This is a genomic window from Dorea sp. OM07-5, assembly GCF_003481355.1.
Lineage (GTDB): Bacteria > Bacillota > Clostridia > Lachnospirales > Lachnospiraceae > Dorea_D > Dorea_D hominis.
In genome coordinates this window covers 1-24,903 of the sequence record NZ_QUKZ01000005.1, presented here as the reverse complement: position 1 = coordinate 24,903, position 24,903 = coordinate 1, and the positions used below count along the sequence as shown (strand labels likewise).

Sequence of the window (24,903 nt, the reverse complement as noted above, 5' to 3'; positions counted from 1 at the left end):
ATGGCATTTGACAGTCTGACAGAAAAACTTCAGAATGTGTTTAAGAATCTGCGGAGCAAGGGTAGACTTACAGAGGCAGATGTAAAAGAAGCATTAAAAGAGATTAAACGTGCATTGTTAGCTGCGGATGTAAACTTCAAGGTTGTAAAGGAGTTTATCAAGAATGTCCAGGAGAGAGCCATTGGGCAGGATGTCATGAATGGATTGAATCCGGGACAGATGGTGATCAAGATCGTTAATGAAGAGCTGGTTAAGCTGATGGGCTCTGAGACAACGGAGATCAAGTTACAGCCGGGAAGTGCAATCACTGTCATTATGATGGCAGGACTTCAGGGAGCAGGTAAGACAACAACGACCGCGAAACTGGCGGGCAAATATAAATTAAAAGGCAAGAAGCCATTACTGGTAGCGTGTGATGTGTACCGTCCTGCTGCAATCAAGCAGTTACAGGTCAACGGTGAGAAACAGGGAGTGGAAGTCTTCGCAATGGGAGAAAACCACAAGCCGGCAGATATCGCAAAAGCTGCGATCGAGCATGCGAAGAAGAATGGCAACACGCCGGTGATCCTCGATACTGCAGGACGTCTTCATATTGATGAAGATATGATGGCAGAACTTCAGGAGATCAAAGAAACCGTAGAAGTACATCAGACGATTCTTGTAATTGATGCGATGACCGGTCAGGACGCCGTGAATGTGGCGAAGGATTTCAATGATAAGATCGGCATTGACGGTGTGATCGTTACCAAATTAGATGGTGACACAAGAGGTGGTGCTGCACTTTCTGTTAAGGCAGTTACCGGAAAGCCGATTTTGTACGCAGGTATGGGAGAGAAACTTTCAGATTTGGAGCAGTTTTACCCGGAACGTATGGCATCCAGAATCCTTGGTATGGGTGATGTGCTGACACTGATCGAAAAGGCAGAGTCACAGATTGATGAAGAGAAAGCCAAAGAGATGTCCAAGAAGCTTAAGAAGGCACAGTTTGACTTCGAGGATTATCTGGAAAGCATGAAGCAGATGAAAAATATGGGTGGACTTTCCAGCATCATGAGCATGCTGCCGGGACTTGGCGGTATGGGAATGGGCAAGATGAAAGGTCTTGATGATGAGCAGACAGCGCAGGCTGAGAAGAACATGGCGCGCATGGAAGCAATCATTTATTCCATGACTGTGGAAGAGAGAAGAAATCCGGATGTTCTGAATCCTTCAAGAAAGCATCGTATCGCAAGAGGCGCAGGTGTGGACATCAGTGAAGTGAACCGTATGGTCAAGCAGTTCGGTGAGATGAAGAAGATGATGAAGATGATGGGAAAAGGCGGAAAACGCGGCAAGTTCCGCATGCCGTTCTAACATTGATATAAGGCGTGATTACGCATTATATATAGAAATTAAAAAATATTTATAAAATTTTATTTGGAGGTAAACAAAATGGCAGTAAAAATCAGATTAAGAAGAATGGGACAGAAGAAAGCTCCTTTTTATAGAATCGTAGTAGCAGATTCTAGATCACCAAGAGATGGTAAATTCATCGACGAGATCGGAACATATGATCCGAACTGTGAGCCAAGCGCAATCTCAGTTGACGAAGAAGCAGCTAAGAAATGGTTAGGAACAGGTGCACAGCCGACAGAAACAGTAAGCAAGATTTTCAAAGCAGCAGGCATCGAGAAATAATTAATACCCTGGAGGTGCACAGCTATGAAAGAGCTGGTAGAAGTTATCGCAAAAGCTTTAGTAGATGATCCTGACAGTGTTGTTGTAACAGAACGTGAAGATAAGAAAGCTACCGTTCTGGAAGTGAAGGTTGCAGATTCCGACATGGGAAAAGTAATCGGAAAACAGGGACGTATTGCAAAAGCAATTCGTTCTGTGGTAAAAGCAGCAGCTGCAAAGGAAGATAAGAAAGTAATCGTTGATATTTTAGATTAATTACCAACGGATGCTTACAGGACAGGTCTGTAGTAGTACCTGTCCTTTTTTAAAGCAGTCAGAAGGAGATTTGTAAATGGAAGATATGCTTCAGGTAGGCGTGATCACACAGACACACGGCGTGCGGGGAGAAGTCAAAGTTTTTCCGACTACGGATGATGTGAACCGCTTCAAAAAGTTAAAACAGGTCATTCTTGATACAGGAAAAGAGACAATGCCGTTAGAAATTCAGAGTGTAAAATTTTTTAAACAGTTTGTAATCTTAAAATTTAAAGGCATTGATAATATAAATGATATTGAAAAGTATAAAAGATGTTCGCTTTATGTAACAAGAGAACATGCAGTAGCGCTGGAAGAAGACGAATATTTCATTGCGGATATGATCGGCATGGAAGTATGCACAGAAGATGGCAATATATTCGGTACATTAAAAGATGTGATCGAGACAGGCGCCAACGATGTTTATGTGATTGAAAATGCGGAGCACGGCGAAGTGCTTGTTCCTGCGATCAAAGAATGTATCCGCAGTGTAGATATAGAAAAAGGGCAGATGATGATCCATCTGATGGATGGACTGATCTGATTGCTTACAGGAAGGAATCATAACAAATGCAGTTTTATATTATGACATTATTTCCGGAGATGGTGATGGGCGGTCTTAAGACAAGTATTATCGGACGTGCGATAAAGAATGAACTGCTTTCCATCGAAGCAATTAATATCCGGGATTATGCATTTAACAAGCATAACAGCGTGGATGATTATCCATATGGCGGCGGCGCAGGAATGCTCATGCAGGCAGAGCCGGTATACCAGTGTTACAAAGCACTGGAAGACAGGATCGGAAAACGTCCGCGTGTAGTCTATCTGTCGCCGCAGGGACAGACATTTAATCAGAAGATGGCAGAAGAATTTGCGGAAGAAGAAGAACTCGTATTCTTGTGCGGTCATTATGAAGGCATTGACGAGCGCGTGCTGGAAGAGATTGTTACGGATTATGTATCGATTGGAGATTATGTGCTGACCGGAGGAGAACTTCCGGCAATGATCATGGTAGATGCGATTTCCAGACTTGTTCCGGGAGTGCTCCACAATGATGTTTCCGCAGAGTTTGAAAGTTTTCAGGATAATCTTCTGGAATATCCGCAGTATTCAAGACCGGAGACATGGCATGATAAGAAAGTTCCGGAAGTTCTGATGTCCGGTCACCATGCCAATATTGAAAAATGGCGCAGAGAGCAGTCTGTCATCCGTACAGCGAAGAACCGTCCGGATCTGCTGAAAAAAGCAGAACTTACAGACAAGGAGAGAATCCTTGCAGCGCAGATACAGAAAGAAATGACAAAAAGCGAATAAAGTTCTTGCTTTTTGGTTAGGATTATGATAACATATCATATGTTGTGAAGAAAATAGATGGTCCTCTGGTACGAAGCGTATTAAGAACATCCAAGTAAACAAGGAGGTCACACAATGAACGATATTATTAAGAATATTGAAGCTGAGCAGTTAAAAGAGAATGCACCGGAGTTCCACGTTGGTGATACTGTAAAAGTTTACGGTAAGATCAAAGAGGGAAACCGTGAAAGAATTCAGGTTTTCGAAGGTACAGTTCTTAAGAAACAGGGCGGAAGTACAAGAGCAACATTCACAGTTAGAAAGACTTCTAATGGAGTAGGTGTTGAGAAGACTTGGCCGCTTCATTCTCCAAACGTAGAGAAGGTTGAAGTAGTAAGAAGAGGTAAAGTAAGAAGAGCTAAACTGAACTACTTAAGAGACCGCGTTGGTAAGAGAGCGAAAGTTAAAGAATTAGTAAAATAAGAAACAGGTTTAAAGAGGACAAGTACATATTTGTAGTTGTCCTTTTCTGATATAAGGGGATCTTATGAAAAGAAAGAGAAGGGCGCTTTTTAAAGGAAGACATTTGCGGAGAAAAGATTTTAAAAGCAAAAAATATCGGAGCAGAAGGTACAGGAGAAAACAATTCGGACAGAAGAAGTTTTCTTTCAAACCGGACCGTTACATCGTTGCAGGCGTTTTCAAATGGATCTTTCAGATTGCAGTAGTCTGCTTGCTGGCATTTGTATCGGTATGGTATTTTGGACAGCGTGTCAGTGTAGTTGGCGATTCCATGAATCCGGTTCTGAAGAACGGAGATGTTGTACTGGTAAATCGGATTGTGTATAATGCTACGACACCGAAGCGGGGAGATATTATTGTCTTTAAACCAAAAGGAAATGAGAACGATCATTATTATACGAAGCGTATTGTCGGATTGCCGGGTGAGACGATCCAGATTATCGAGAATAATGTTTATATAGATGGAAAGAAACTGGAAGAAGATTACAAGACATCGAAGATCAGTGATGTCGGTATCGTAGGTGAGCAGATGAAACTTGCTTCCGATGAATATTTTGTCCTCGGAGATGACAGAGAGAACAGCGATGACAGCCGTGATGCAGATATCGGTAATGTGAAGCGCAGTTATATTTACGGAAAAGCGTGGTTTGTTGCGTTACCGAGAAAACATTTTGGATTTGTGAGGTAAAGATATATGCATTTTCAGTGGTACCCTGGTCATATGACGAAAGCAAAGCGTATGATGCAGGAAAATATTAAATTAATTGACCTTGTGATTGAGCTGGTAGATGCCAGAATCCCGATTTCCAGCCGGAATCCGGATATCGATGAACTAGGAAAAAACAAAGCAAGACTGGTTTTACTGAATAAAGCTGATCTTGCAGAAGATAAATGGAATGATGCGTGGGCAGAATATTTTAAAGCCAAAGGATACTCTGTTGTGAAGGTCAATTCCAAAAAAGGCGGCGGGATCAAGTCCATCCAGGGTGTGATCCGTGAAGCCTGCAAAGAAAAGATCGAACGCGACAGAAAGCGAGGAATCTTAAACCGTCCGGTACGTGCGATGGTTGTCGGCATCCCGAATGTCGGTAAATCTACATTTATCAATGCACTGGCAGGAAAAGCCTGTGCAAAGACAGGAAATAAACCGGGTGTCACAAAAGGCAAGCAGTGGATCCGCCTGAACAAGCAGGTGGAGCTTCTGGATACTCCGGGAATCCTCTGGCCAAAATTCGAAGACCAGGCAGTCGGACTCCGGCTTGCATTTATCGGTTCTATGAAGGATGAAATCTTAAATACAGAAGAACTGGCGGCAGAGCTTATTAAATTCCTCGGAACATATTATCCGGATGTTTTACCGGAAAAATATGCCGTAGAACCGGATGAAGATCCTTATGTAGTACTGCATCAGATTGCGAAGAACCGTAACTGTGTTGTCAGAGGAAATGAATTAAATACAGAGAAGGCAGCCATGCTGTTGTTAGATGATTTCCGTAACGGACGTCTTGGCAGACTGACACTGGAATATCCGGAGGGCGTATGTTAGATAATAAAGAAGAGAAGAAAAGCACAGGGCGTTCATTAATTGGATGGCTTTTATATCTGTTAGTGATCATCGGGCTTGCATATCTTATCGTAACATTTATAGGACAGCGTACAAAAGTCAGCGGACCTTCCATGCAGAATACACTTCATAATGGAGATAACCTGATCGTAGATAAGTTATCGTACCGTTTCCATGATCCGGAGAGGTATGATATTATTGTATTTCCGATCAAGTTTGAAGAAAATACATTTTATATCAAACGTATCATCGGACTGCCGGGCGAGACAGTGCAGGTAAAGGATGGTTACACATATATTAATGGAAAGAAACTGACCAGTGATATATACGGCAAAGAAGTGATGGATGAACCGGGAATTGCCGAAGAACCGGTAAAACTTGGAAAAGACGAGTATTTCGTGCTGGGAGATAACCGCAATGACAGTACGGACAGCCGTGATCCGGATGTCGGCGTACTGAAGAAAAATGATCTGATGGGAAGAGCGTGGCTTCGGATCTATCCGTTTAACAAATTCGGACTGCTCCGGCACAAGTAGCATATCTGCTGAAAACTGCCGACAGAAGGTTTCGCGGATAGATAACGGATGAAAGTTTTTTAGAAAGAGAGCATCCGGAAAGGGGTTTTAAGAATGGCAAAAGGAAAAGAAAAGGAGCGTTCAAAGAGCATGTTAAGAACGATTCTTGGATATATTTTATACATATTAGTGATCATCGGACTGACTTGGATGATCGTAACATTTGTAGGACAGAGAACAAGAGTCAGCGGACAGTCAATGGAGACGACACTGCAGGATAGAGACAATTTGATCGTAGATAAGATATCTTATCGTTTCCATGACCCGTCGCGCTATGATATTATCGTATTTCCATACAAATATGAAGAAAATACATTCTATATTAAACGAATTATCGGACTGCCGGGTGAGATTGTCCAGGTAAAGGATGGCTATACTTATATTAATGGAAAGAAATTAACCAGTGACATTTACGGAAGAGAAGTGATGGATGAACCGGGAATTGCCGAAGAACCAATTAAGCTTGGCTCCGATGAGTATTTTGTGCTGGGAGATAACCGTAATCACAGCCAGGACAGCCGTGATCCGTATGTTGGAGTATTGAAGCGGAGTGATCTGCTTGGAAGAGCATTTATCAGAATTTATCCGCTGAATAAGTTCGGAGTGATCAAACATGAATAAAAGAGAAGAAGAGAGACTGCGCAAGAAAGAAGAGAAGCTTAGAAAAGAGCTGGAGAGACTGGAAGTCATGTCCGCGTACGAGAAAGAATATGCGCAGTATACGCATATCTGCGGGATTGATGAAGTCGGACGCGGACCGCTTGCGGGTCCGGTAGTGGCGTGTGCAGTTGTGCTGCCAAAAGACGTTACGATATTATATCTCAATGATTCTAAGAAATTATCTGAGAAAAAAAGAGAATTACTCTATGATGAAATTATGGAAAAAGCTGTTGCGGTCGGGATCGGCGCGGTTGGTCCGGCAAGGATCGATGAGATCAATATTTTGCAGGCAACTTATGAAGCAATGCGGATGGCAATTGAGGATCTGACAGGAAAACTCGGAAAAAAGCCGGATCTGTTGCTCAATGATGCGGTGACGATTCCGGAAGTGGATATTCCACAGGTGCCGATCATCAAGGGAGATGCGAAGAGTATTTCCATTGCAGCGGCAAGTATCGTAGCGAAAGTCACAAGGGATCATCTGATGATCGAGTACGACCAGGTTCTGCCGGGGTATGATTTTGCAAAAAATAAAGGCTATGGAACAAAAGCGCATATTGCAGGCTTAAAAGAACTTGGAGCGACACCGATACACAGGAAAACATTTATTACACATTTTGTATAGGACAAAGATGAGGACAAGATCTGTTTATGAGAGAGAATAACAGAGCAATCGGAAGCAAATTTGAGAAAGAAGCCGGTGCATATCTTAAGAAGCACGGATATGAGATACTGGAATACAATTACAGATGCCGTGCAGGCGAGATTGATATTATCGCAAGAGACGGTGAATATCTTGTCTTCTGTGAAGTAAAGTATCGGAATGGTTCGTCCGGCGGACATCCGCTGGAGGCTGTTGATGTGAAGAAGCAGAGGACGATCGCACGATGTGCAGGAATTTATCTTATAAACCACGGATTATCTGAAGTACCATGTCGGTTTGATGTGATCGGAATTATGAATGACGAGATCTGTCTTGTAAAAAATGCATTTGAGGCGTATTAGGAGGAGCGATATGCTGGGATTCAAATATAAAAATGACGAACATATTTTTAATGAAAAGATAGTAAATAATGTGCCGTTTCTTTCGTACCCGTTGTTCGAAAATACTGGGATTGTAAATCATGGATTTTCTACAAGACTGGGTGGTGTCAGCAAAGGATGCTGGACATCTATGAATATCAGTATCACAAGAGGCGATGATCCGAAGGATGTGGAAATCAACAAGGAACGTATCGCAGGTGCAATCGGTGTACATAAGGAAGACTTTACCTACACACACCAGACACATACGACGAATGTTGCACGTGTCATGCCGGAGGATAAAGGCAGACATTTTATGGAGACAGACGGACTGGTTACAAATGTGCCGGGGATCTGCCTTGTAACATTTTACGCAGACTGTGTACCGCTTTTCTTTGTAGATCCGGTGAAGAAAGCGATTGGACTCAGCCATTCCGGATGGCGTGGTACAGTCGGCAAGATGGGAAAAGTAACAGTAGAGAAGCTTGTGAAAGAATTCGGCAGTGACCCGAAAGATATTCTCGCTGCGATCGGACCTTCGATCTGTCAGGACTGCTATGAAGTGAGCGAAGATGTAATTGAAAAATTTAAAGAAGCTTTTGATGCGTCACTCTGGGAAGAATTATTTTATAAAAAAGAAAATGGAAAATACCAGTTAAATCTGTGGCGTGCCAATGAGGCAGTCTTTGAAGAAGCCGGTATTTTAAAAGAACATATAGCGGTGACAAATCTCTGCACACACTGTAACCCGGATCTGCTGTTTTCACATAGAACAACAGGCAATGCGAGAGGCAATTTAAGTGCGTTCCTGGCATTACAAGAAGTGTAAGAGAAAGCATATGTAAGAAAAAGCATATATAAAAATATGCAGGAGGATAACAAAATCTATGGATGACACAACAAAAACGGTAGAAGCCGCAACAAAGACGACACAGGATACGGTTAAAGAAGTCAGTCAGTTTACGACATATCTGCAAAATCATATTCCCGATTTGATCTCTTTTGGAATAAAAGTAGTATTTGCACTTGTGTTTTTCTTTATTGGAAGAATTGTAATCCGCTGGATTCGCAAACTCGTACGCAAATCCATGCAGCGCTCAGGTGCTGACAAAGGTGTAGAACAATTCGTTGATTCACTTTTAAAGTTTTCGTTATATTTTCTTCTGTTATTTATGATCGGAACGAAATTTGGAATCGATGCTTCTTCTGTAGCGGCATTGATCGCATCCGGTGGTGTGGCAATCGGCCTTGCCATGCAAGGAAGTCTTTCCAACTTTGCGGGTGGTGTATTGATCCTTCTCCTGAAGCCATTTGAAGTCGGGGATTACATTATTGAAGATACGAACAAAAATGAAGGAACTGTAAAAGAGATACAGATCTTTTACACGAAACTGACAACGATTGATAACAAGACAATTGTCATACCGAACGGGATACTGACGAATAACAGTCTGACCAATGCGACAGCGAAGGACGAGAGACGTCTGGATCTCAAGGTAGATATTTCCTATGATGCGGATCTTAAAAAGGCGAAAGCAATGATCATGGATGTGTTAAATGATGATCCGGCAGTGCTCCGAGAAGATGAGATTGTCGTATTTGTAGATGAACTGGGTGAAAGTTCTGTTGTTCTGGGTGCCCGTGCCTGGACGAAGAGTGCGGACTTCTGGCAGGCAAAATGGCGTATACTGGAGAACATTAAAGAGAAGATGGATGAGAACCAGATTGAGATTCCGTATCGCCAGCTGACCGTTCATATGAACAAAAACGCATAAGGACGAAGTCTGGAACAGATTTAAAAATTAGACTGGTTTGAAAATGGAAAAGCCGATTTGAAAATCAGTTTGAAATCGGTTTCGTAAAAAAGTTCTTGCAAAAGTAAAAAAATCAGGTATAATATAATTTGTGACTGCGAGTTGATGCAGTCCATGCTGGAATAGCTCAGTCGGTAGAGCACTTCACTCGTAATGAAGGGGTCGTCGGTTCAAGTCCGATTTCCAGCTTTTTTTATTATTTATTTTCAGAAGACTTACAGAGAATATATTTCAAAAACCAGAATATGCGATTCAGGATGAATTTGCGTGTTTGTAGAATAAGATATGTAGACAGGACCGTCACGTAGCAGTGAATGGTCCTTTTTGGTTGTTCTAATAACGGCGCCTGCACCGCCTCTCCAGAAGATTGATGAGCGAATAGAGGATAGTGGCAAGGATGCAGAGCAAAAGAATAGACATTAGAAGCCAATCCATTTTAAATACCTGACTTGCGTAGATAATCAGGTAACCAAGCCCTTCTTTGGCGGCAAGAAATTCGCCGATGATAACGCCGACCAGACAGAGCCCGATGTTGACTTTCATATTACTGATGATGGCAGGCAGTGAGCAGGGGAGAACGACTTTATACAGCGCATGAAAACGGCTGCCGCCAAGTGTGTAGATCAGCATCAGTTTCCCGGCATCTACGGTGTGGAAACTTGTATAAAGGTTTAAAATACTCCCGAAGATGGCAACAGACATTCCTGCAACAATGATCGTCGTTTTATTTGCACCGAGCCAGACAATCAGAAGCGGTGCAAGAGCAGATTTTGGAAGGCTGTTCAGCACGACCAAATAAGGATCTGCAATTTCTGAAAGCTTCGGGCTGAACCAGAGAAGAACTGCCATCAGGATACTGATGGCAATGACGAGCAGGAAGCTTAAGAGTGTTTCGTAAATCGTGACACCGATGTGCAGGAAAATGCTCCAGTCAGCAGCCATGCCTGCAAAGCACTGTACAATCTTTGACGGACTGCTGAAAATAAAAGAATCGATGATACCGACATTTGCAGTAAATTCCCAGATAAAGAGGAAACTTAGAAGAATCAGTATCCGGGAAATGTGTACAATGTGTTTATGCCTTCGTATTGTCCTAAGATAGTCCGCGTGTGTTCTGGATATTTCATACATTTGCATTCAGCTCCTCCCAGATCAGATTAAAATATGTTTTAAATTCGGGAGCATTGCGTCTTGCAAGCGGTGTATCCCGATCTAGGTCAAAGATAAGTGGAATCGTCTGCTGTATCGTTGCCGGTCTTCCGGATAAGACAATCACCCGGTCAGCAAGGGAAATTGCTTCTGAGAGATCATGGGTGACCAGAATGGCAGAATTGCCTTCTTTCCGTATGATCTGTCCGATATCATCCCCGACCTGGAGTCTGGTCTGGTAATCCAGCGCGGAGAATGGTTCATCCAGAAGCAGAAGATCCGGATCCAGTACGAGTGTGCGGATAAGAGCGGCACGTTGCCGCATGCCGCCGGACAGCTCAGAAGGTCGGGAATTTTTGAAATTTCCAAGACCGTAAAGATCCAGAAGTTCTCCGGCTTTCTCTTTTGTCTTTGCAGTCAGCATATGCTGTACTTCCAGTCCGAGGATGACATTATTGAAAATTGTCCGCCACTCGAACAGCTCATCATGCTGTAACATATATCCGATATTTGTCGTACTTTCCCGCATGTATTTGCCATTGATACGGATCAGCCCCTTTTCCGGAGACAGAAGACCGCAGATCACGGATAACAGGGTAGATTTGCCGCAGCCAGACGGTCCGACGATGGCGATAAATTCTCCTTTGGAAAGAGAAAAAGAAATATCGGCAAGCGCCGGTGTCTCTCCTTCCGGCGTGTGATAGGAATAATAAATGTGTCGAAGTTCAAGCACTTGTTCCATATTTTACAGACTCCGCACAGGAATTTAATATTAGTTTATGTAAATATAAGAAATAAGTGCAAGTATTTACTTGTCATAGGATTTCAGAAAAGCTATAATTTTGTAGTATGTTAAAACAACAGAGAGAAGGTAACTTATGAATTATCAGAAAGAACTGGACAAGACACTTGAAAAACTGACGAAGGAGGAGAGAGTTCCAAAACTTCTTCTGCACAGCTGTTGTGCACCATGCAGCAGCTATGTGTTGGAATATCTGAGCCAGTATTTTGAGATCACGGTTTTTTATTATAATCCGAATATTTATCCGGAGAGCGAATATACAAAAAGAATCTGGGAGCAGCAGAAGCTTATTGATGAGCTGCCTGCGAAGCATCCGATATCCTTTATGGCAGGTCCGTATGATAAGGAACGCTTTTATGAGATGGCAAGTGGTCTGGAGCATGTAAAAGAAGGAGGCGCACGTTGCATGAAGTGCTATGAGCTGCGCTTAAGGGAAGCGGCAAAGATCGCTAAAAATGCCGGGTTTGATTATTTTACAACGACACTCAGTATCAGCCCGCTTAAGAAAGCAGAGCGTTTAAATGAGATTGGACAGCGGTTGGGTGAAGAATACGAGGTGGAATATCTGTTATCTGATTTTAAGAAGAAAAATGGATACAAACGTTCCATCGAATTATCGAAAATATATGGACTATATCGACAAGATTATTGTGGATGTGAATTTTCCATGGAAAACCGTGACAAAATGTGATAAAATTATTTACAATATTTTTGTGAAAGGAAGTAGAGCTGATGGCACAATTATGGGGCGGGCGTTTCACCAAAGAAACAGACCAGCTTGTATATAACTTTAACGCATCGATTTCTTTTGATAAGAGATTCTATGCGCAGGATATGAAGGGCAGCATGGCACATGTCAGAATGCTGGCAAAACAGGGAATCCTGACCGAAGAAGAGAGAGACCAGATCCTTGATGGACTGAATGGAATTTTAAAAGATGTAGAAGAAGGAAGGCTTGAGATCACCTCTGAGTATGAAGATATTCACAGCTTCGTAGAGGCGGTACTGATCGACCGGATCGGTGATGCAGGAAAGAAGATGCATACCGGACGCAGCCGTAATGATCAGGTCGCATTAGATATGAAACTTTACACGAGAGATGAGATCAAAGAGCTTAATCATCTGGTGAAAGAGATGATGGAAGTACTTCTTGAGATCATGGAAGCACACCTTGACACTTATATGCCGGGCTTTACGCATTTACAGAAAGCACAGCCGATCACACTGGCACATCATATGGGCGCATATTTTGAGATGTTTAAGAGAGATCATGAGCGACTTATCGATATTGCAAAGAGAATGAATACCTGCCCGCTTGGTTCAGGAGCACTTGCAGGTACTACATACCCGCTGGATCGTGAGTATACAGCAGAACTGCTTGGCTTTGACGGACCGACACTTAATAGTATGGACGGTGTTTCCGACAGAGATTATCTGATCGAACTGTTATCTGCATTGTCTACGATCATGATGCATTTATCCAGATTTTCAGAGGAAGTGATCATCTGGAATACCAATGAATATAAGTTTGTGGAGATTGATGATGCATACAGCACCGGAAGCAGTATTATGCCACAGAAAAAGAATCCGGATATTGCAGAACTTGTAAGAGGTAAGACCGGAAGAGTGTATGGAGCACTTAATTCGTTCCTTACAACGATGAAGGGAATCCCGCTTGCATATAATAAGGACATGCAGGAAGACAAGGAATGGGTATTTGATGCAATCGATACAACAAAGGGCTGTCTTGCTTTATTTACAGGAATGTTAAAGACCATGCAGTTCAATAAAGAGCGCATGGCAGAGAGTGCAAGACATGGGTTTACCAATGCGACGGATGCGGCAGATTATCTGGTAAATCACGGAGTTCCGTTCAGAGATGCACACGGTATTGTCGGAAGACTGGTACTTCTGTGTATCGAGAAGAAGATCGCACTGGATGATCTTCCGTTAGATGAGTACAAGGAGATCTGCCCGGTATTTGAAGAAGATATTTATGAAGCTATCAGCTTAAAGACTTGTGTAAATAAGCGTCTGACGATCGGTGCGCCGGGACACGATGCGATGGCACAGGTAATAAAGATCTGTCAGGATTATCTGTCAGCATATGAAGATGGTGTAAGTGAATAGAGAGAATTAAAGAAGGAGAGAAAAGATGGAACAGAAGTTAAAAGTAGGAATCTTAGGAGCAACAGGTATGGTAGGACAGCGCTTTATTTCTCTGCTGGAAAATCACCCTTGGTTTGAAGTAGTAAAAGTGGCAGCAAGCCCGAGATCTGCAGGAAAGACATACGAAGAGGCAGTTGGCGGACGCTGGAAGATGGACACACCGATGCCGGAAGCAGTGAAGAAACTGGTTGTTGCCAATGTTAATGAAGTGGAGAAAGTAGCTGCTGATGTAGATTTTGTATTTAGCGCTGTAGATATGACAAAAGACGAGATACGTGCGATCGAGGAAGCATATGCGAAGACAGAGACACCGGTTGTTTCCAACAACAGTGCACATCGCTGGACAAAGGACGTACCGATGGTAGTACCGGAGATCAATGCGGCTCATTTTGAACTGATCAACGACCAGAAGAAACGTCTTGGGACAACAAGAGGATTCATCGCAGTAAAACCAAACTGCTCTATCCAGAGTTATACACCTTGCCTTGCAGCATGGAAAGAATTCGGACCAAAGGAAGTTGTTGCAACAACATACCAGGCAATTTCCGGAGCAGGTAAGACATTCAAAGACTGGCCGGAGATGGTGGAGAACATTATCCCTTATATCGGCGGAGAAGAAGAGAAGAGTGAGCAGGAGCCACTTCGTGTTCTCGGAACATATGAGAATGGACAGATCACACTTGCCGAGTCACCGAAGATTACATGCCAGTGCTTACGTGTACCGGTTCTTAACGGACATACAGCAGCAGTGTTTATCAATTTTGAGAAGAAGCCTACAAAGGAACAGCTTATCGAGAAGCTTGTAAACTTCAAAGGATTCCCACAGGAAGCAGAACTTCCGAGTGCTCCGAAGCAGTTCATCCAGTATCTGGAAGAGGACAACCGTCCGCAGGTAAAAATGGACGTAGATTACGAGAATGGAATGGGCGTATCCATCGGGCGTCTCAGAGAAGACAGCATGTTTGATTATAAGTTTGTTGGTCTGTCTCACAACACAGTCAGAGGAGCAGCAGGTGGAGCTGTGCTCTGCGCAGAAGCACTTACAGCCAAGGGATACATTCAGGCGAAATAATGATACCAGAGTGCGTTAGCACGTAGTAATCCGTTGGTATCATAAGATATACCAGAGATGCATAAAAGGAAGGCGAGCCGGGACACAATCGGGCTTACGCCTTCCTTTCTTGTCCGTCCGGGCAGAATGTGGTATGATAGAAAACATACGAAAGTAGGATGTAATCTTGTGGGAGCATGCAGAATACAGAAATAATCACGCACAGACAGGAAGGGATGAGAGGACATGAAAAAAGAAATTTTGAATTATACACAGAACCGGGAGCTTTCCTGGCTGGAATTTAATAAACGGGTACTGGAAGAAGCAAGAGATATTACCGTTCCTCTTCTGGAGCGAATGAAATTCGTAGCGATTTTCACAAGCAATCTGGATGAATTTTTCATGATCCGAGTCGGAAGTCTGTTTGACATGGCACATACAGATGCGCAGGCAACGGACAGCCGGTCCGGCATGACACCGATGGAACAGCTTGAGAAGATTTACGCTGCGGTGGCACCGCTTTACAAAGAGCGTGATAAGACCTATGCTGACATCAAGAGTCAGTTGAGTCCTTACGGTGTGTGCGGGCTGGATTTTAAAGAGTTAGACCAGCAGGAAAGAAAATATGTGAAGAAATATTTCAAAGAACAGGTTCTTCCGGTATTGTCTCCGCAGATTGTGGATGCGAATCATCCGTTCCCACATCTTCTGAATAAAGAAATCTATGTAACGGCAAGTCTTACACAGAAAGATAAAAAGAATAAAGTGCATATGGGTATCGTTCCGATTCCGCAGTTTATTTCCGATATTTTATATTTACCAGGCAAGGATATCCGTTATATCCGCATGGAAAAAGTGATCATGGAATATCTGGATCTTGTCTTTACCCGGTATGACATTTCCGATGCAAACTACATTTGCGTGACAAGAAATGCAGACGTTGCGCCGGATGATGAGGCACTGGAAGTAACGGACGATTTCCGCAAACTTATGAAGAGCACCCTGCATAAGAGAAGAAAAATGGCAGTGGTACGCCTGGAAGTAGCTGAGAAATTAAGCGAAGATATGCAGGCATTTTTCTGCGAGAAATTCCAGATCACTCCGGATCAGATTTTCCGGACAAAGATGCCGATGAAGCTGTCATATATTTTTGCAATTAGCGGAAAATTGCCGGAGCCATTGAAGAAAGCGTTGATCTATCCGCCGTTTTCACCACAGCCGTCTGCGGCAGTAGAAGATGGCAGTATCATGCGTCAGATCCGGAAGAAAGACCTGTTATTATTCTATCCATATGAAAGTATGCAACCGTTCCTGAATCTCATCAAAGAAGCATCGACAGATCCGAATGTGCTGACGATCAAGATTACGATCTACCGTCTGGCAAGTAAGGCGAGACTGGTAGAATATTTGTGTGCTGCAGCAGAGAATGGCAAAGAAGTTACCGTTCTCATTGAGCTGAGGGCAAGATTTGACGAGCAGAATAATATTGACTGGTCTGAGCGTCTCGAAGAAGCCGGATGCCGTGTAATCTATGGATTTGAAAATTACAAAGTCCATTCCAAAATCTGCCTGATCACTTACCGGAACCGTGGAGATATCCAGTATATTACCCAGGTAGGAACCGGTAATTATAACGAGAAGACAGCAACAATGTACACCGATCTGTCTCTGATAACAGCAGATCCGGCTATTGGAAAAGATGCGTCTGCATTTTTCAATAATATGGCGACGGGCAATCTGGATGGTCATTATACGTATCTGATCGTCTCACCGACCAGCCTGAAGCAGAAAATTCTTGTAATGATGGATGAGGAGATTAAAAAAGGCATAAAAGGACGCATCGTGATGAAGATGAATTCCGTCACAGATGTTGATTTTATTAAGAAAGTATCTAAGGCTTCCTGTGCCGGTGTAAAAGTAGATCTCCTCGTGCGCGGTATCTGCTGTATTCTTCCGGGTGTACCGGGATATACAGAAAATGTGCGCGTGATGAGCGTTGTCGGACGCTTTCTGGAACATCCGCGTATTTTCAGCTTTGGAACCGGAAAAGAACAGAAGATCTATATCGGTTCGGCAGATATGATGACGAGAAACACAGAAAAACGTGTGGAAGTTGCGTGTCCGGTGCTGGATGAAGAGATTAAGAAAATTATTAATCATGATTTGAAAGTGATGTTAAGTGATAATATCAAAGCGCGTATTTTGCAGAAAGATGGCACTTACAGAAAGAGAGAACTGACAGAACCATATATTGATTCACAGGTAGTTTTCATGGACGAGATGATTCGGGCGGCAGAGAAAACAAAAGAACGACCGAAGAAGAAAAAAGGTCTTTTATCAAAGATAAAAAATATATTTCACTAGGAGTTAGATAAGATATATGGGGAAATCATTATATATCGCGGAGAAACCAAGTGTGGCGCAGGAATTTGCCAAAGCACTGAATATTTTTGCAAAGAGAAAAGACGGATATCTGGAATCGGAAGAAGCCGTTGTAACGTGGTGTGTTGGGCATCTCGTTACAATGAGTTATCCCGAAGAGTATGATCCGTCACTGAAAAGGTGGAGCCTTGCGACTCTGCCTTTTATTCCGCAGGAATTCAAATACGAAGTAATCCCGGGTGTTGCAAAACAGTACCGGATCGTGGCAGGGTTATTAAACAGAGCGGATGTGGATACAATCTATGTCTGTACCGACTCCGGACGAGAAGGAGAATATATTTACCGCCTGGTGGAGCAGCAGGCACAGGTGACCGGCAAGAAAAGGCTTCGGGTGTGGATTGATTCGCAGACAGAGGAAGAGATATTAAGAGGGATCAGAGAAGCAAAAGACCTCTCCGAGTATGATAATCTGTCGGCGTCCGCTTATCTTCGCGCGAAGGAAGACTATCTGATGGGAATTAATTTTTCCAGACTGCTGACACTGAAATACGGGAACAGTATTTCCAGTTACCTGAATACAAAATATTCCGTGATATCGGTAGGGCGTGTCATGACGTGCGTCCTCGGAATGGTCGTGCGCAGAGAGCGGGAGATCCGTGAGTTTGTGGAGACGCCATTTTACCGTGTGCTCAGTGCGATCGGGGAGAGCGGACAGACATTCGAGGGAGAATGGCGCGCCGTGAAGGGCTCCCGCTATTTTGAATCCTTTGATCTTTATAAGGAAAATGGTTTCAAAGAAAAAGACAAAGCAGAGGCGCTCATTCAGTATTTAAAAGAAAATAATGAACCACTGACCTGTCAGATCACTTCCATTGAGAAGAAAAAGGAAAAGAAGAATCCGCCGCTTCTCTATAACCTGGCGGAGCTCCAGAATGAATGTTCCAAAAGATTCAAGATCAGCCCGGATGAGACACTCAGAATCGTGCAGGAATTATACGAGAAGAAGTTGGTTACATATCCGAGAACGGATGCCCGTGTCCTCTCAACAGCAGTGGCAAAAGAGATCCACAAGAACTTAAACGGGCTGATGAAATATGACGTTGCCGTTCCATATCTGAAAGAAATCGTATCCTTCGGTTCCCATAAAGGACTGGAGAAGACAAGGTATGTAAATGACAAACAGATCACAGATCACTATGCAATTATTCCGACCGGACAGGGTATGGGGGCGTTGAATGGTTTATCCCATCTGTCCAAACAGGTGTATGAAGTGATCGTGCGACGTTTCTTGAGTATTTTCTATCCACCGGCTGTATACCAGAAAGTTGCGATTGTGACGAAAATCAAGGAAGAGTCCTTTTTCTCCAGTTTCAAAGTACTGGCAGAAGAAGGATATCTGAAAGTCGCAGGCAATCCGGCGAAGAAAAAAGCAAAGACAAATAACGCTGACAGTCCGGATGACGGACAAAACGATGGACAGATGGAGGCGGATGTAAACTTTTTTGAGAAGATCAAGACGTTAAAAAAGGGTATGTCTCTCCCGGTACAGGCGTTAGACATCAAAGAGGGAAAGACATCACCGCCGAAGCGTTACAATTCCGGTTCACTGATTCTTGCAATGGAAAATGCGGGGCAGTTGATCGAAGATGAGGAACTGCGTGCACAGATTAAAGGAAGCGGAATCGGAACAAGTGCAACAAGGGGAGAGATTTTAAAAAAATTATTTAACATCAAATATTTATCTCTTAATAAAAAGACGCAGATCGTAACTCCGTCCATGCTCGGAGAGATGGTATATGACGTTGTGCAGAATTCCATCCGTTCACTCCTTAACCCGGAACTGACCGCAAGCTGGGAAAAAGGACTCAACTATGTTGCGGAAGGTGACATCACTTCCGAAGAATATATGCAGAAGCTGGATCATTTTATCGTCAGTCGCACCGAGGGTGTGCGCGGACTCAGAAATCAGAGCCAGCTCAGAAACTGCTATGATAAGATCGCGCAGTTTTATAAGAAGACGAATAAAGGTAAATGATTTGCCAGCTACTTAAGAACGTGGTATGCTGATACAAAAGAGAGATTACTGTAAAGGAGAAAAGAAACAAATGAAAGAAATAACAGTGAAGGAGTTATACACACTGGATGAGACAATCGCAAAAAATCTTTTTGAAGGTGTGACATATCCATGGGAAGTGCTGCCGAAGATCAGTGCTTTCATTCTGGAACTGGGAAAAACATTACCGGAAGAGGAATATGACAAAGTAGGAGAGGATGTATGGATCGCCAAATCAGCGAATGTATTTCCATCTGCTTATGTACACGGACCTGCGATCATCGGAAAGAACGCAGAAGTCAGACACTGTGCATTTATTCGTGGAAATGCGATTGTAGGTGAAGGCGCGGTTGTCGGAAACTCTACAGAGCTTAAAAACGTTATCCTGTTCAATAAAGTACAGGTACCGCATTACAATTATGTCGGTGATTCGATTCTTGGCTACAAGTCCCACATGGGAGCCGGTTCTATTACATCCAATGTAAAATCAGACAAGAAACTGGTTGTTGTGAAGACACCGAAAGAAAATATCGAGACCGGAATCAAGAAATTCGGCGCTATGGTCGGAGACGAAGTAGAAGTCGGATGTGGATCCATCCTGAATCCGGGAAGTGTGATCGGAAGCCACACCAATATTTACCCGCTTTCCAGCGTGCGCGGTTATGTGCCGGCAAACAGCATTTACAAAAAGCAGGGTGAAGTGGTTGAGAAATACGAAGATTAATGATAGGGAGGACCAGATATGGACGACAGATATGTATCATTTGAAATTGCGAAAACAAAACACATTGCACTGGTAGCACACGACGGAAAGAAAAAAGAAATTGTAGATTGGTGTGACAGAAATAAAGACATTCTGAAAAATCATTTCTTATGCGGAACAGGAACAACAGCCAGACTGATCGCAGAGAAGACCGGGCTTCCGGTGAAAGCTTACAACAGTGGTCCGTTAGGCGGAGACCAGCAGATCGGTGCCAAGATCGTAGAAGGACAGATTGACTTCATGGTATTCCTCTGGGATCCGTTAGAGGCACAGCCGCACGATCCGGATGTAAAGGCATTGCTTAGAATTGCCGTTGTTTATGACATCCCGGTTGCAAATAACCTTGCAACAGCAGATTTCATGCTGCAGTCCAAATATATGTCTGAAAGCTACAACCGTACGGTTGAGAACTTCAACAAGACGATCCAGGACCGTGTGAATCAGATGAAGTAATGATATGAGCATGAAAGTGGGATTTTAAGACCACGATATGCGAATAGAGAGAGGGATTGTGAGAGTGCGAAGCATGGAACAATCTACAGGTATTATAGCGTAAAGATTATATAGAATAAAAAACAGCCATCATGCAGGAACACATTGTTATAAATACAATATTACATGCAAGGTGGTTGTTTTTTACTGCCATAGTATCTGAGAAATCTGCCAGTGTCAGGTTTTACAAATATTGATAAGGTGAAAGAGAGAAAATTTATTGACAAGTACACAGTTGCTGTGATATCCTATGAAAAGAAATTAAAACTTTAATGCTTTAAAGCGTTACGCTTTAAAGCGACGAGCGAAACGGAGTTAGTAAAAAACAGGTGAAAGATAGGAATTGAGAAGCTAACCTCTGCTTAAAAAGGAACGAGAGAAACAAAAGTAAAAAGAAAGATGAGGGTTTATTATGGGAATCAAGATTGTACTTCTTGTATTATTCTTCGCTGTGATGGTGGCGGTAGGTGTATACTCAAGAAAGCATGCAACCAGTGTTGACGGATTTGTTCTTGGAGGAAGGTCAGTAGGACCGTGGCTGACTGCTTTCGCATATGGAACATCCTACTTCTCGGCAGTTGTATTTGTCGGCTATGCAGGACAGTTCGGATGGAAATACGGACTTGCAAGTACATGGATCGGACTTGGCAATGCGATTATCGGAAGTTTGCTGGCATGGGTTGTATTGGGAAGACGAACCAAAGTTATGACGCAGCATCTGAATGTCAAGACAATGCCGGATTTCTTCGGAGAAAGATACGGAAGTAAGGCACTGAAAATTACTGCATCAGCAATCGTATTTATTTTCCTTGTACCGTATACAGCGTCCGTATACAACGGATTATCCAGACTGTTCGGAATGGCATTTAACATTCCATATACATACTGCGTTCTCGGAATGGCAGCATTTACAGCAGTGTATGTTATCCTCGGAGGCTATATGGCGACAGCGATTAACGATTTCATCCAGGGAATCGTCATGTTAGGCGGAATTATCGGAGTTATCGGAGCGGTTCTTAGCGGACAGGGAGGGTTTATCCAGGCCATTCGCAAGATGGCAGAGATTCCAAGTGATGTACCTGTGACGATGGGACAGCCGGGCGCATTTACATCCTTTTTCGGACCGGATCCGCTGAACCTGTTAGGCGTTGTAATCCTGACATCCCTCGGAACATGGGGACTGCCGCAGATGATCGGTAAATTCTACGCGATCAAAGACGAGAAAGCAATCAATACAGGAACTGTGATATCCACATTATTTGCAGTTGTGATCTCCGGAGGATGTTATTTTCTCGGAGGATTCGGACGATTATTTGACAATGCATCTATTTACGATGAGACAGGAAATGTCGTCTTTGACAGTATCGTTCCGTATATGCTGTCTACGTTACCGGACATCCTGATCGGAATTGTGATCGTACTTGTCTTATCCGCATCCATGTCCACGCTGGCATCACTCGTACTGACATCCAGTTCTACACTGACACTGGATTTCTTAAAAGACAATGTTATGAAAAATATGAGCGAGAAGAAGCAGGTGCGGACGATGCAGGTACTGATCGTATTCTTCATCGTGCTTTCCGTAGCGATCGCATTAGATCCACCGACCTTTATCGCACAGCTTATGGGAATTTCCTGGGGCGCACTAGCCGGAGCATTTCTGGCACCGTTCTTGTATGGATTGTATTGGAAACGAGTTTCCAAAGCGGCTGTATGGGCAAGCTTCGCAGCAGGTGTCGGTATTACCGTATCGAACATGTTTATCGGCTACATTGCTTCACCAATCAATGCAGGAGCTATCGCGATGATCGCAGGACTTATCATTGTGCCGATAGTGAGCGCATTATCACCGAAACCGGATACCGGAAAGGTGGATCAGATTTTTGAATGTTACGATGAAAAAGTCGTGATAACGAAAAAACGCTCTTTGGAGGCAAAATAAGACACAATCTAATACAACAAATTAAAAAACATCAAGGGAAGTGATTAAATTTACCACTTCCCTTTTTAATGTAGCTGTGTTAGTATAAGTGAGTGTTAAAAATAAACAACTAAATTGATGATTATTATTCAATGAGTTTTGTATAGAAGGAGAGGTAATACACATGAAAAATTATGAAAAATATCAGCGGTCTTATTTTATGCCGCCGGAGGTCACATACGATTGGGCAAAGAAAGATCACATTGAAAAACCACCGATCTGGTGCAGCGTTGACTTACGTGACGGTAACCAGGCGCTGATCGAGCCAATGAGTCTGGAAGAGAAGTTAGAGTTCTTCCAGATGCTTGTAGATATCGGATTCAAAGAGATTGAGGTCGGATTCCCGGCAGCATCTGAGACAGAGTACCAGTTCATGCGCACATTGATCGAGAGAAATATGATTCCGGATGATGTTACCGTACAGGTACTGACACAGGCAAGAGAACATATTATCAAGAGAACATTTGAAGCAGTTAAAGGTGCTCCACATGCAGTTGTACATCTTTATAATTCTACATCTGTTGCACAGAGAGAACAGGTATTTAAGAAAAGCAAAGAAGAAATTAAGAAGATTGCAGTAGATGGTGCAGAGTTATTGTTAAAACTGGCAAACGAGACAGATGGTAACTTTACATTCCAGTATAGCCCGGAGAGTTTCCATGGAACAGAAGTAGATTATGCAGTAGAAGTTTGTAATGCAGTATTGGATGTATGGAAACCTACAGCTGACAACAAAGCGATCATCAATATTCCGACAACCGTAGAGAATGCGATGCCACATACATTTGCATGTCAGTTAGAGTATGTAAATAAACATTTGAAATACAGAGATGATGTTATTCTTTGCTTACATCCACATAACGACCGTGGATGCGGTGTTGCAACAGCAGAGCTTGGAATGTTGGCAGGAGCAGACAGAATCGAAGGAACTTTATTTGGAAATGGAGAGCGTACCGGTAACGTAGATATTGTAACTATGGGTATGAACATGTACTCACAGGGTGTGGATCCGGGACTGGATTTCTCTAATATGAAAGAGATCCGCGAGACATACGAGAGACTGACAAGAATGCACGTTTACGAGCGTCAGCCATATGCCGGAGATCTTGTATTTACAGCATTTTCAGGATCTCACCAGGATGCGATCGCCAAAGGAATGCAGTGCAGAGAAGAGAGCAAGAGCAATCTGTGGACAGTTCCGTATCTGCCGATCGATCCGAGGGATGTCGGAAGAGAGTACGATTCCGATGTTATCCGTATCAACAGCCAGTCCGGTAAGGGTGGAGTCAACTACATCCTGAAACAGAGCCACGGCATCAACCTGCCACAGCAGATGCGTGCAGAGGTCGGATACCTTGTAAAAGACGTATCCGACAAGGCGCACAAAGAGTTGAGTCCGGAATGGGTATATCAGATCTTCTCTGATAACTACATTAATACAAAACCAGTATTCCATGTAGACGAGTGCCATTTCAAACAGACGGATGGAATTACTGCAGAAGTAACGATCAATCACCAGAATGAGAACCGCACGATCACAGCAATGGGTAACGGACGTTTGGACGCTGTCAGCAACGCACTGAAACAGTATTTCAACGTTAGCTATGAACTGAGCTTCTATGAAGAACATTCTCTGACAAAGGGATCTTCTTCCAAAGCTGTTGCTTATGTCGGAATCCTCTGCAACGGCAAGCCATTCTGGGGCGTTGGTATCGATGCAGATATCATCAAAGCATCTATCGAAGCGCTGACAGTTGCAGTCAACAAGCTGGAAGATATTGGGAGCGCCGATACATGCAAAGATGCAAGAATGATCGAGATTATGAATTATATTCAGGCAAATTATATTGATGTGACACTGGATGATCTGGCAGAGAAATTCTACCTGTCCAAGCCATATATTTCCAAATATATTAAGGAAAAATCCGGCATGACATTTGGCGAACTGGTAAAGAAAATCCGCATGAAAAAAGCAAAAGCATTACTCAAGAGCAGCAATATGACCGTTGAAAATATTGCACTCACAGTCGGCTATCAGAATGTGGAACATTTCAATCGTATGTTCAAGAAAGCTTACAACATGACACCGATTCAGTTCCGCAATCAGAAATAATTAAGAAGAGAATAAAATGAGAAAATAAGATGAAGCACCGCTTTCAGTTGTTCCGTAAAAGGACATGGGAGAGGTGCTTTTTAATTGTTATAGTATCCGGAGGAAGCTTCCAGTGGCAGATTCCGTAAGTAAAACTTCCAAATGCAACAAAACTTTGCTATACTTATAGTAATGATAAGCTTTAATCAAAGAAAGATAATAATATAAGCAGCACGACAGCAGGGCGATTTCTGAATGCATGAAACAGAATTTCCCTGCTGTTTCTAAAAAATTTAATATTATATGTCACGAAATGGAGTTGTGGATTGTTACTATATATGTAAGATAAATTATCCAGACGTGGTTGAATGAAAGAAAAGGGGTGGTAATGTTCGGAACTGAAGCTAGTTTATAAAAGGGATCTCTACAAAATCAGGTAAAAGTGAAACAAAAAATTACAGCAGTATAATTTGACGGGATATTCACTTTCATATACCCAAAATGATGATTTCGATAGTGTTGAGGATATTTTGCGTAGAATAAC

At 42.9% G+C, this 24,903-nt stretch carries 25 protein-coding genes and 1 tRNA gene; 24 read left to right on the top strand and 2 right to left on the bottom strand.

Going from position 1 to position 24,903, the window contains the following annotated elements:
* The 15 genes from ffh to DXC04_RS05955 all read left to right on the top strand — a co-directional run bounded on the left by ffh (window position 1) and on the right by DXC04_RS05955 (window position 9,614).
* Complete coding sequence (ffh, locus tag DXC04_RS06025) at window positions 1-1,353, top strand: signal recognition particle protein (RefSeq protein ID WP_021859806.1); 1,353 nt, start codon at window positions 1-3, stop codon at window positions 1,351-1,353.
* Window positions 1,354-1,431: 78 nt separating this feature from the next.
* Window positions 1,432-1,677 (top strand): 30S ribosomal protein S16, encoded by a 246-nt coding sequence (gene rpsP / locus DXC04_RS06020; RefSeq protein WP_021859805.1) that lies wholly within the window; start codon window positions 1,432-1,434, stop codon window positions 1,675-1,677.
* A 24-nt stretch (window positions 1,678-1,701) separates the two neighbouring features.
* Window positions 1,702-1,932 carry a KH domain-containing protein gene (locus DXC04_RS06015; RefSeq protein WP_021859804.1) on the top strand — a complete coding sequence of 77 codons (231 nt, stop codon included), beginning with the start codon at window positions 1,702-1,704 and terminating at the stop codon, window positions 1,930-1,932.
* Between the two features lie 76 nt (window positions 1,933-2,008).
* Window positions 2,009-2,515, top strand: a complete 507-nt coding sequence (rimM, locus tag DXC04_RS06010) for a ribosome maturation factor RimM (protein ID WP_118519298.1) — start codon at window positions 2,009-2,011, stop codon at window positions 2,513-2,515.
* A gap of 26 nt (window positions 2,516-2,541) precedes the next feature.
* Window positions 2,542-3,288, top strand: coding sequence for a tRNA (guanosine(37)-N1)-methyltransferase TrmD (gene trmD, locus DXC04_RS06005; protein WP_118660412.1), 747 nt, complete (start codon window positions 2,542-2,544; stop codon window positions 3,286-3,288).
* A 114-nt stretch (window positions 3,289-3,402) separates the two neighbouring features.
* The gene (gene rplS / locus DXC04_RS06000; protein ID WP_021859801.1) at window positions 3,403-3,750 is read left to right on the top strand and encodes a 50S ribosomal protein L19; all 348 of its coding nucleotides are present in this window, start codon (window positions 3,403-3,405) and stop codon (window positions 3,748-3,750) included.
* Between the two features lie 64 nt (window positions 3,751-3,814).
* Window positions 3,815-4,477, top strand: coding sequence for a signal peptidase I (gene lepB / locus DXC04_RS05995; protein ID WP_118288515.1), 663 nt, complete (start codon window positions 3,815-3,817; stop codon window positions 4,475-4,477).
* 6 nt (window positions 4,478-4,483) lie between these two features.
* Entirely contained in the window at window positions 4,484-5,335 is an 852-nt protein-coding gene (ylqF, locus tag DXC04_RS05990) for a ribosome biogenesis GTPase YlqF (RefSeq protein WP_021859799.1), read from the top strand.
* On the top strand, window positions 5,329-5,889 hold the full coding sequence (gene lepB / locus DXC04_RS05985; RefSeq protein ID WP_118660410.1) for a signal peptidase I: 561 nt from the start codon (window positions 5,329-5,331) through the stop codon (window positions 5,887-5,889). The genes ylqF and lepB (DXC04_RS05985) overlap by 7 nt, the downstream gene beginning before the upstream one ends.
* Window positions 5,890-5,982: 93 nt before the next feature.
* On the top strand, window positions 5,983-6,549 hold the full coding sequence (lepB, locus tag DXC04_RS05980) for a signal peptidase I (RefSeq protein ID WP_118660408.1): 567 nt from the start codon (window positions 5,983-5,985) through the stop codon (window positions 6,547-6,549).
* A complete protein-coding gene (locus DXC04_RS05975) occupies window positions 6,542-7,213 on the top strand; it encodes a ribonuclease HII (RefSeq protein ID WP_118288513.1) in 672 nt (223 codons plus the stop codon). Before lepB (DXC04_RS05980) ends, DXC04_RS05975 begins: the two co-directional genes overlap by 8 nt.
* Window positions 7,214-7,239: 26 nt before the next feature.
* Complete coding sequence (locus DXC04_RS05970; protein WP_021861164.1) at window positions 7,240-7,593, top strand: YraN family protein; 354 nt, start codon at window positions 7,240-7,242, stop codon at window positions 7,591-7,593.
* A 10-nt stretch (window positions 7,594-7,603) separates the two neighbouring features.
* The gene (gene pgeF / locus DXC04_RS05965) at window positions 7,604-8,440 is read left to right on the top strand and encodes a peptidoglycan editing factor PgeF (protein ID WP_118660406.1); all 837 of its coding nucleotides are present in this window, start codon (window positions 7,604-7,606) and stop codon (window positions 8,438-8,440) included.
* Between the two features lie 58 nt (window positions 8,441-8,498).
* On the top strand, window positions 8,499-9,386 hold the full coding sequence (locus DXC04_RS05960) for a mechanosensitive ion channel family protein (RefSeq protein ID WP_021861162.1): 888 nt from the start codon (window positions 8,499-8,501) through the stop codon (window positions 9,384-9,386).
* A 155-nt stretch (window positions 9,387-9,541) separates the two neighbouring features.
* A tRNA-Thr gene (locus tag DXC04_RS05955) sits at window positions 9,542-9,614 on the top strand.
* A 144-nt stretch (window positions 9,615-9,758) separates the two neighbouring features.
* Here the strand turns inward: DXC04_RS05955 and DXC04_RS05950 are convergent.
* On the bottom strand, window positions 9,759-10,556 hold the full coding sequence (locus DXC04_RS05950) for an ABC transporter permease (RefSeq protein ID WP_408640166.1): 798 nt from the start codon (window positions 10,554-10,556) through the stop codon (window positions 9,759-9,761).
* Window positions 10,549-11,316 carry an ABC transporter ATP-binding protein gene (locus DXC04_RS05945; protein ID WP_021861160.1) on the bottom strand — a complete coding sequence of 256 codons (768 nt, stop codon included), beginning with the start codon at window positions 11,314-11,316 and terminating at the stop codon, window positions 10,549-10,551. The genes DXC04_RS05950 and DXC04_RS05945 overlap by 8 nt, the downstream gene beginning before the upstream one ends.
* Before the next feature lie 136 nt (window positions 11,317-11,452).
* Here DXC04_RS05945 and DXC04_RS05940 point away from each other — a divergent pair, with 136 nt between their 5' ends.
* The 9 genes from DXC04_RS05940 (at window position 11,453) to DXC04_RS05900 (ending at window position 24,380) form a co-directional block, all read left to right on the top strand.
* Complete coding sequence (locus tag DXC04_RS05940; RefSeq protein ID WP_117537256.1) at window positions 11,453-12,067, top strand: epoxyqueuosine reductase QueH; 615 nt, start codon at window positions 11,453-11,455, stop codon at window positions 12,065-12,067.
* 41 nt (window positions 12,068-12,108) lie between these two features.
* The gene (gene argH / locus DXC04_RS05935; protein ID WP_021861158.1) at window positions 12,109-13,506 is read left to right on the top strand and encodes an argininosuccinate lyase; all 1,398 of its coding nucleotides are present in this window, start codon (window positions 12,109-12,111) and stop codon (window positions 13,504-13,506) included.
* Between the two features lie 25 nt (window positions 13,507-13,531).
* A complete protein-coding gene (asd, locus tag DXC04_RS05930) occupies window positions 13,532-14,617 on the top strand; it encodes an aspartate-semialdehyde dehydrogenase (protein ID WP_021861157.1) in 1,086 nt (361 codons plus the stop codon).
* A gap of 225 nt (window positions 14,618-14,842) precedes the next feature.
* A complete protein-coding gene (gene ppk1 / locus DXC04_RS05925; protein WP_118660404.1) occupies window positions 14,843-16,960 on the top strand; it encodes a polyphosphate kinase 1 in 2,118 nt (705 codons plus the stop codon).
* Window positions 16,961-16,976: 16 nt separating this feature from the next.
* Complete coding sequence (locus DXC04_RS05920) at window positions 16,977-19,013, top strand: DNA topoisomerase (RefSeq protein WP_118660402.1); 2,037 nt, start codon at window positions 16,977-16,979, stop codon at window positions 19,011-19,013.
* Between the two features lie 70 nt (window positions 19,014-19,083).
* On the top strand, window positions 19,084-19,755 hold the full coding sequence (locus DXC04_RS05915; RefSeq protein ID WP_021861154.1) for a hypothetical protein: 672 nt from the start codon (window positions 19,084-19,086) through the stop codon (window positions 19,753-19,755).
* Window positions 19,756-19,773: 18 nt separating this feature from the next.
* Window positions 19,774-20,247, top strand: a complete 474-nt coding sequence (locus DXC04_RS05910) for a methylglyoxal synthase (protein WP_021861153.1) — start codon at window positions 19,774-19,776, stop codon at window positions 20,245-20,247.
* 451 nt (window positions 20,248-20,698) lie between these two features.
* Window positions 20,699-22,228 carry a sodium:solute symporter family protein gene (locus DXC04_RS05905; RefSeq protein ID WP_118660400.1) on the top strand — a complete coding sequence of 510 codons (1,530 nt, stop codon included), beginning with the start codon at window positions 20,699-20,701 and terminating at the stop codon, window positions 22,226-22,228.
* Between the two features lie 163 nt (window positions 22,229-22,391).
* A complete protein-coding gene (locus tag DXC04_RS05900; RefSeq protein ID WP_021861151.1) occupies window positions 22,392-24,380 on the top strand; it encodes a 2-isopropylmalate synthase in 1,989 nt (662 codons plus the stop codon).
* Window positions 24,381-24,903: the final 523 nt, after the last annotated feature.

Bases quoted from the DNA above. Each gene is read 5' to 3' on its own strand.
- ffh (WP_021859806.1), top strand. From the start codon at position 1: ATGGCATTTGACAGTCTGACAGAAAAACTTCAGAATGTGTTTAAGAAT.
- rpsP (WP_021859805.1), top strand. From the start codon at position 1,432: ATGGCAGTAAAAATCAGATTAAGAAGAATGGGACAGAAGAAAGCTCCT.
- DXC04_RS06015 (WP_021859804.1), top strand. From the start codon at position 1,702: ATGAAAGAGCTGGTAGAAGTTATCGCAAAAGCTTTAGTAGATGATCCT.
- rimM (WP_118519298.1), top strand. From the start codon at position 2,009: ATGGAAGATATGCTTCAGGTAGGCGTGATCACACAGACACACGGCGTG.
- trmD (WP_118660412.1), top strand. From the start codon at position 2,542: ATGCAGTTTTATATTATGACATTATTTCCGGAGATGGTGATGGGCGGT.
- rplS (WP_021859801.1), top strand. From the start codon at position 3,403: ATGAACGATATTATTAAGAATATTGAAGCTGAGCAGTTAAAAGAGAAT.
- lepB (WP_118288515.1), top strand. From the start codon at position 3,815: ATGAAAAGAAAGAGAAGGGCGCTTTTTAAAGGAAGACATTTGCGGAGA.
- ylqF (WP_021859799.1), top strand. From the start codon at position 4,484: ATGCATTTTCAGTGGTACCCTGGTCATATGACGAAAGCAAAGCGTATG.
- lepB (WP_118660410.1), top strand. From the start codon at position 5,329: ATGTTAGATAATAAAGAAGAGAAGAAAAGCACAGGGCGTTCATTAATT.
- lepB (WP_118660408.1), top strand. From the start codon at position 5,983: ATGGCAAAAGGAAAAGAAAAGGAGCGTTCAAAGAGCATGTTAAGAACG.
- DXC04_RS05975 (WP_118288513.1), top strand. From the start codon at position 6,542: ATGAATAAAAGAGAAGAAGAGAGACTGCGCAAGAAAGAAGAGAAGCTT.
- DXC04_RS05970 (WP_021861164.1), top strand. From the start codon at position 7,240: ATGAGAGAGAATAACAGAGCAATCGGAAGCAAATTTGAGAAAGAAGCC.
- pgeF (WP_118660406.1), top strand. From the start codon at position 7,604: ATGCTGGGATTCAAATATAAAAATGACGAACATATTTTTAATGAAAAG.
- DXC04_RS05960 (WP_021861162.1), top strand. From the start codon at position 8,499: ATGGATGACACAACAAAAACGGTAGAAGCCGCAACAAAGACGACACAG.
- DXC04_RS05950 (WP_408640166.1), bottom strand. From the start codon at position 10,556: ATGTATGAAATATCCAGAACACACGCGGACTATCTTAGGACAATACGA.
- DXC04_RS05945 (WP_021861160.1), bottom strand. From the start codon at position 11,316: ATGGAACAAGTGCTTGAACTTCGACACATTTATTATTCCTATCACACG.
- DXC04_RS05940 (WP_117537256.1), top strand. From the start codon at position 11,453: ATGAATTATCAGAAAGAACTGGACAAGACACTTGAAAAACTGACGAAG.
- argH (WP_021861158.1), top strand. From the start codon at position 12,109: ATGGCACAATTATGGGGCGGGCGTTTCACCAAAGAAACAGACCAGCTT.
- asd (WP_021861157.1), top strand. From the start codon at position 13,532: ATGGAACAGAAGTTAAAAGTAGGAATCTTAGGAGCAACAGGTATGGTA.
- ppk1 (WP_118660404.1), top strand. From the start codon at position 14,843: ATGAAAAAAGAAATTTTGAATTATACACAGAACCGGGAGCTTTCCTGG.
- DXC04_RS05920 (WP_118660402.1), top strand. From the start codon at position 16,977: ATGGGGAAATCATTATATATCGCGGAGAAACCAAGTGTGGCGCAGGAA.
- DXC04_RS05915 (WP_021861154.1), top strand. From the start codon at position 19,084: ATGAAAGAAATAACAGTGAAGGAGTTATACACACTGGATGAGACAATC.
- DXC04_RS05910 (WP_021861153.1), top strand. From the start codon at position 19,774: ATGGACGACAGATATGTATCATTTGAAATTGCGAAAACAAAACACATT.
- DXC04_RS05905 (WP_118660400.1), top strand. From the start codon at position 20,699: ATGGGAATCAAGATTGTACTTCTTGTATTATTCTTCGCTGTGATGGTG.
- DXC04_RS05900 (WP_021861151.1), top strand. From the start codon at position 22,392: ATGAAAAATTATGAAAAATATCAGCGGTCTTATTTTATGCCGCCGGAG.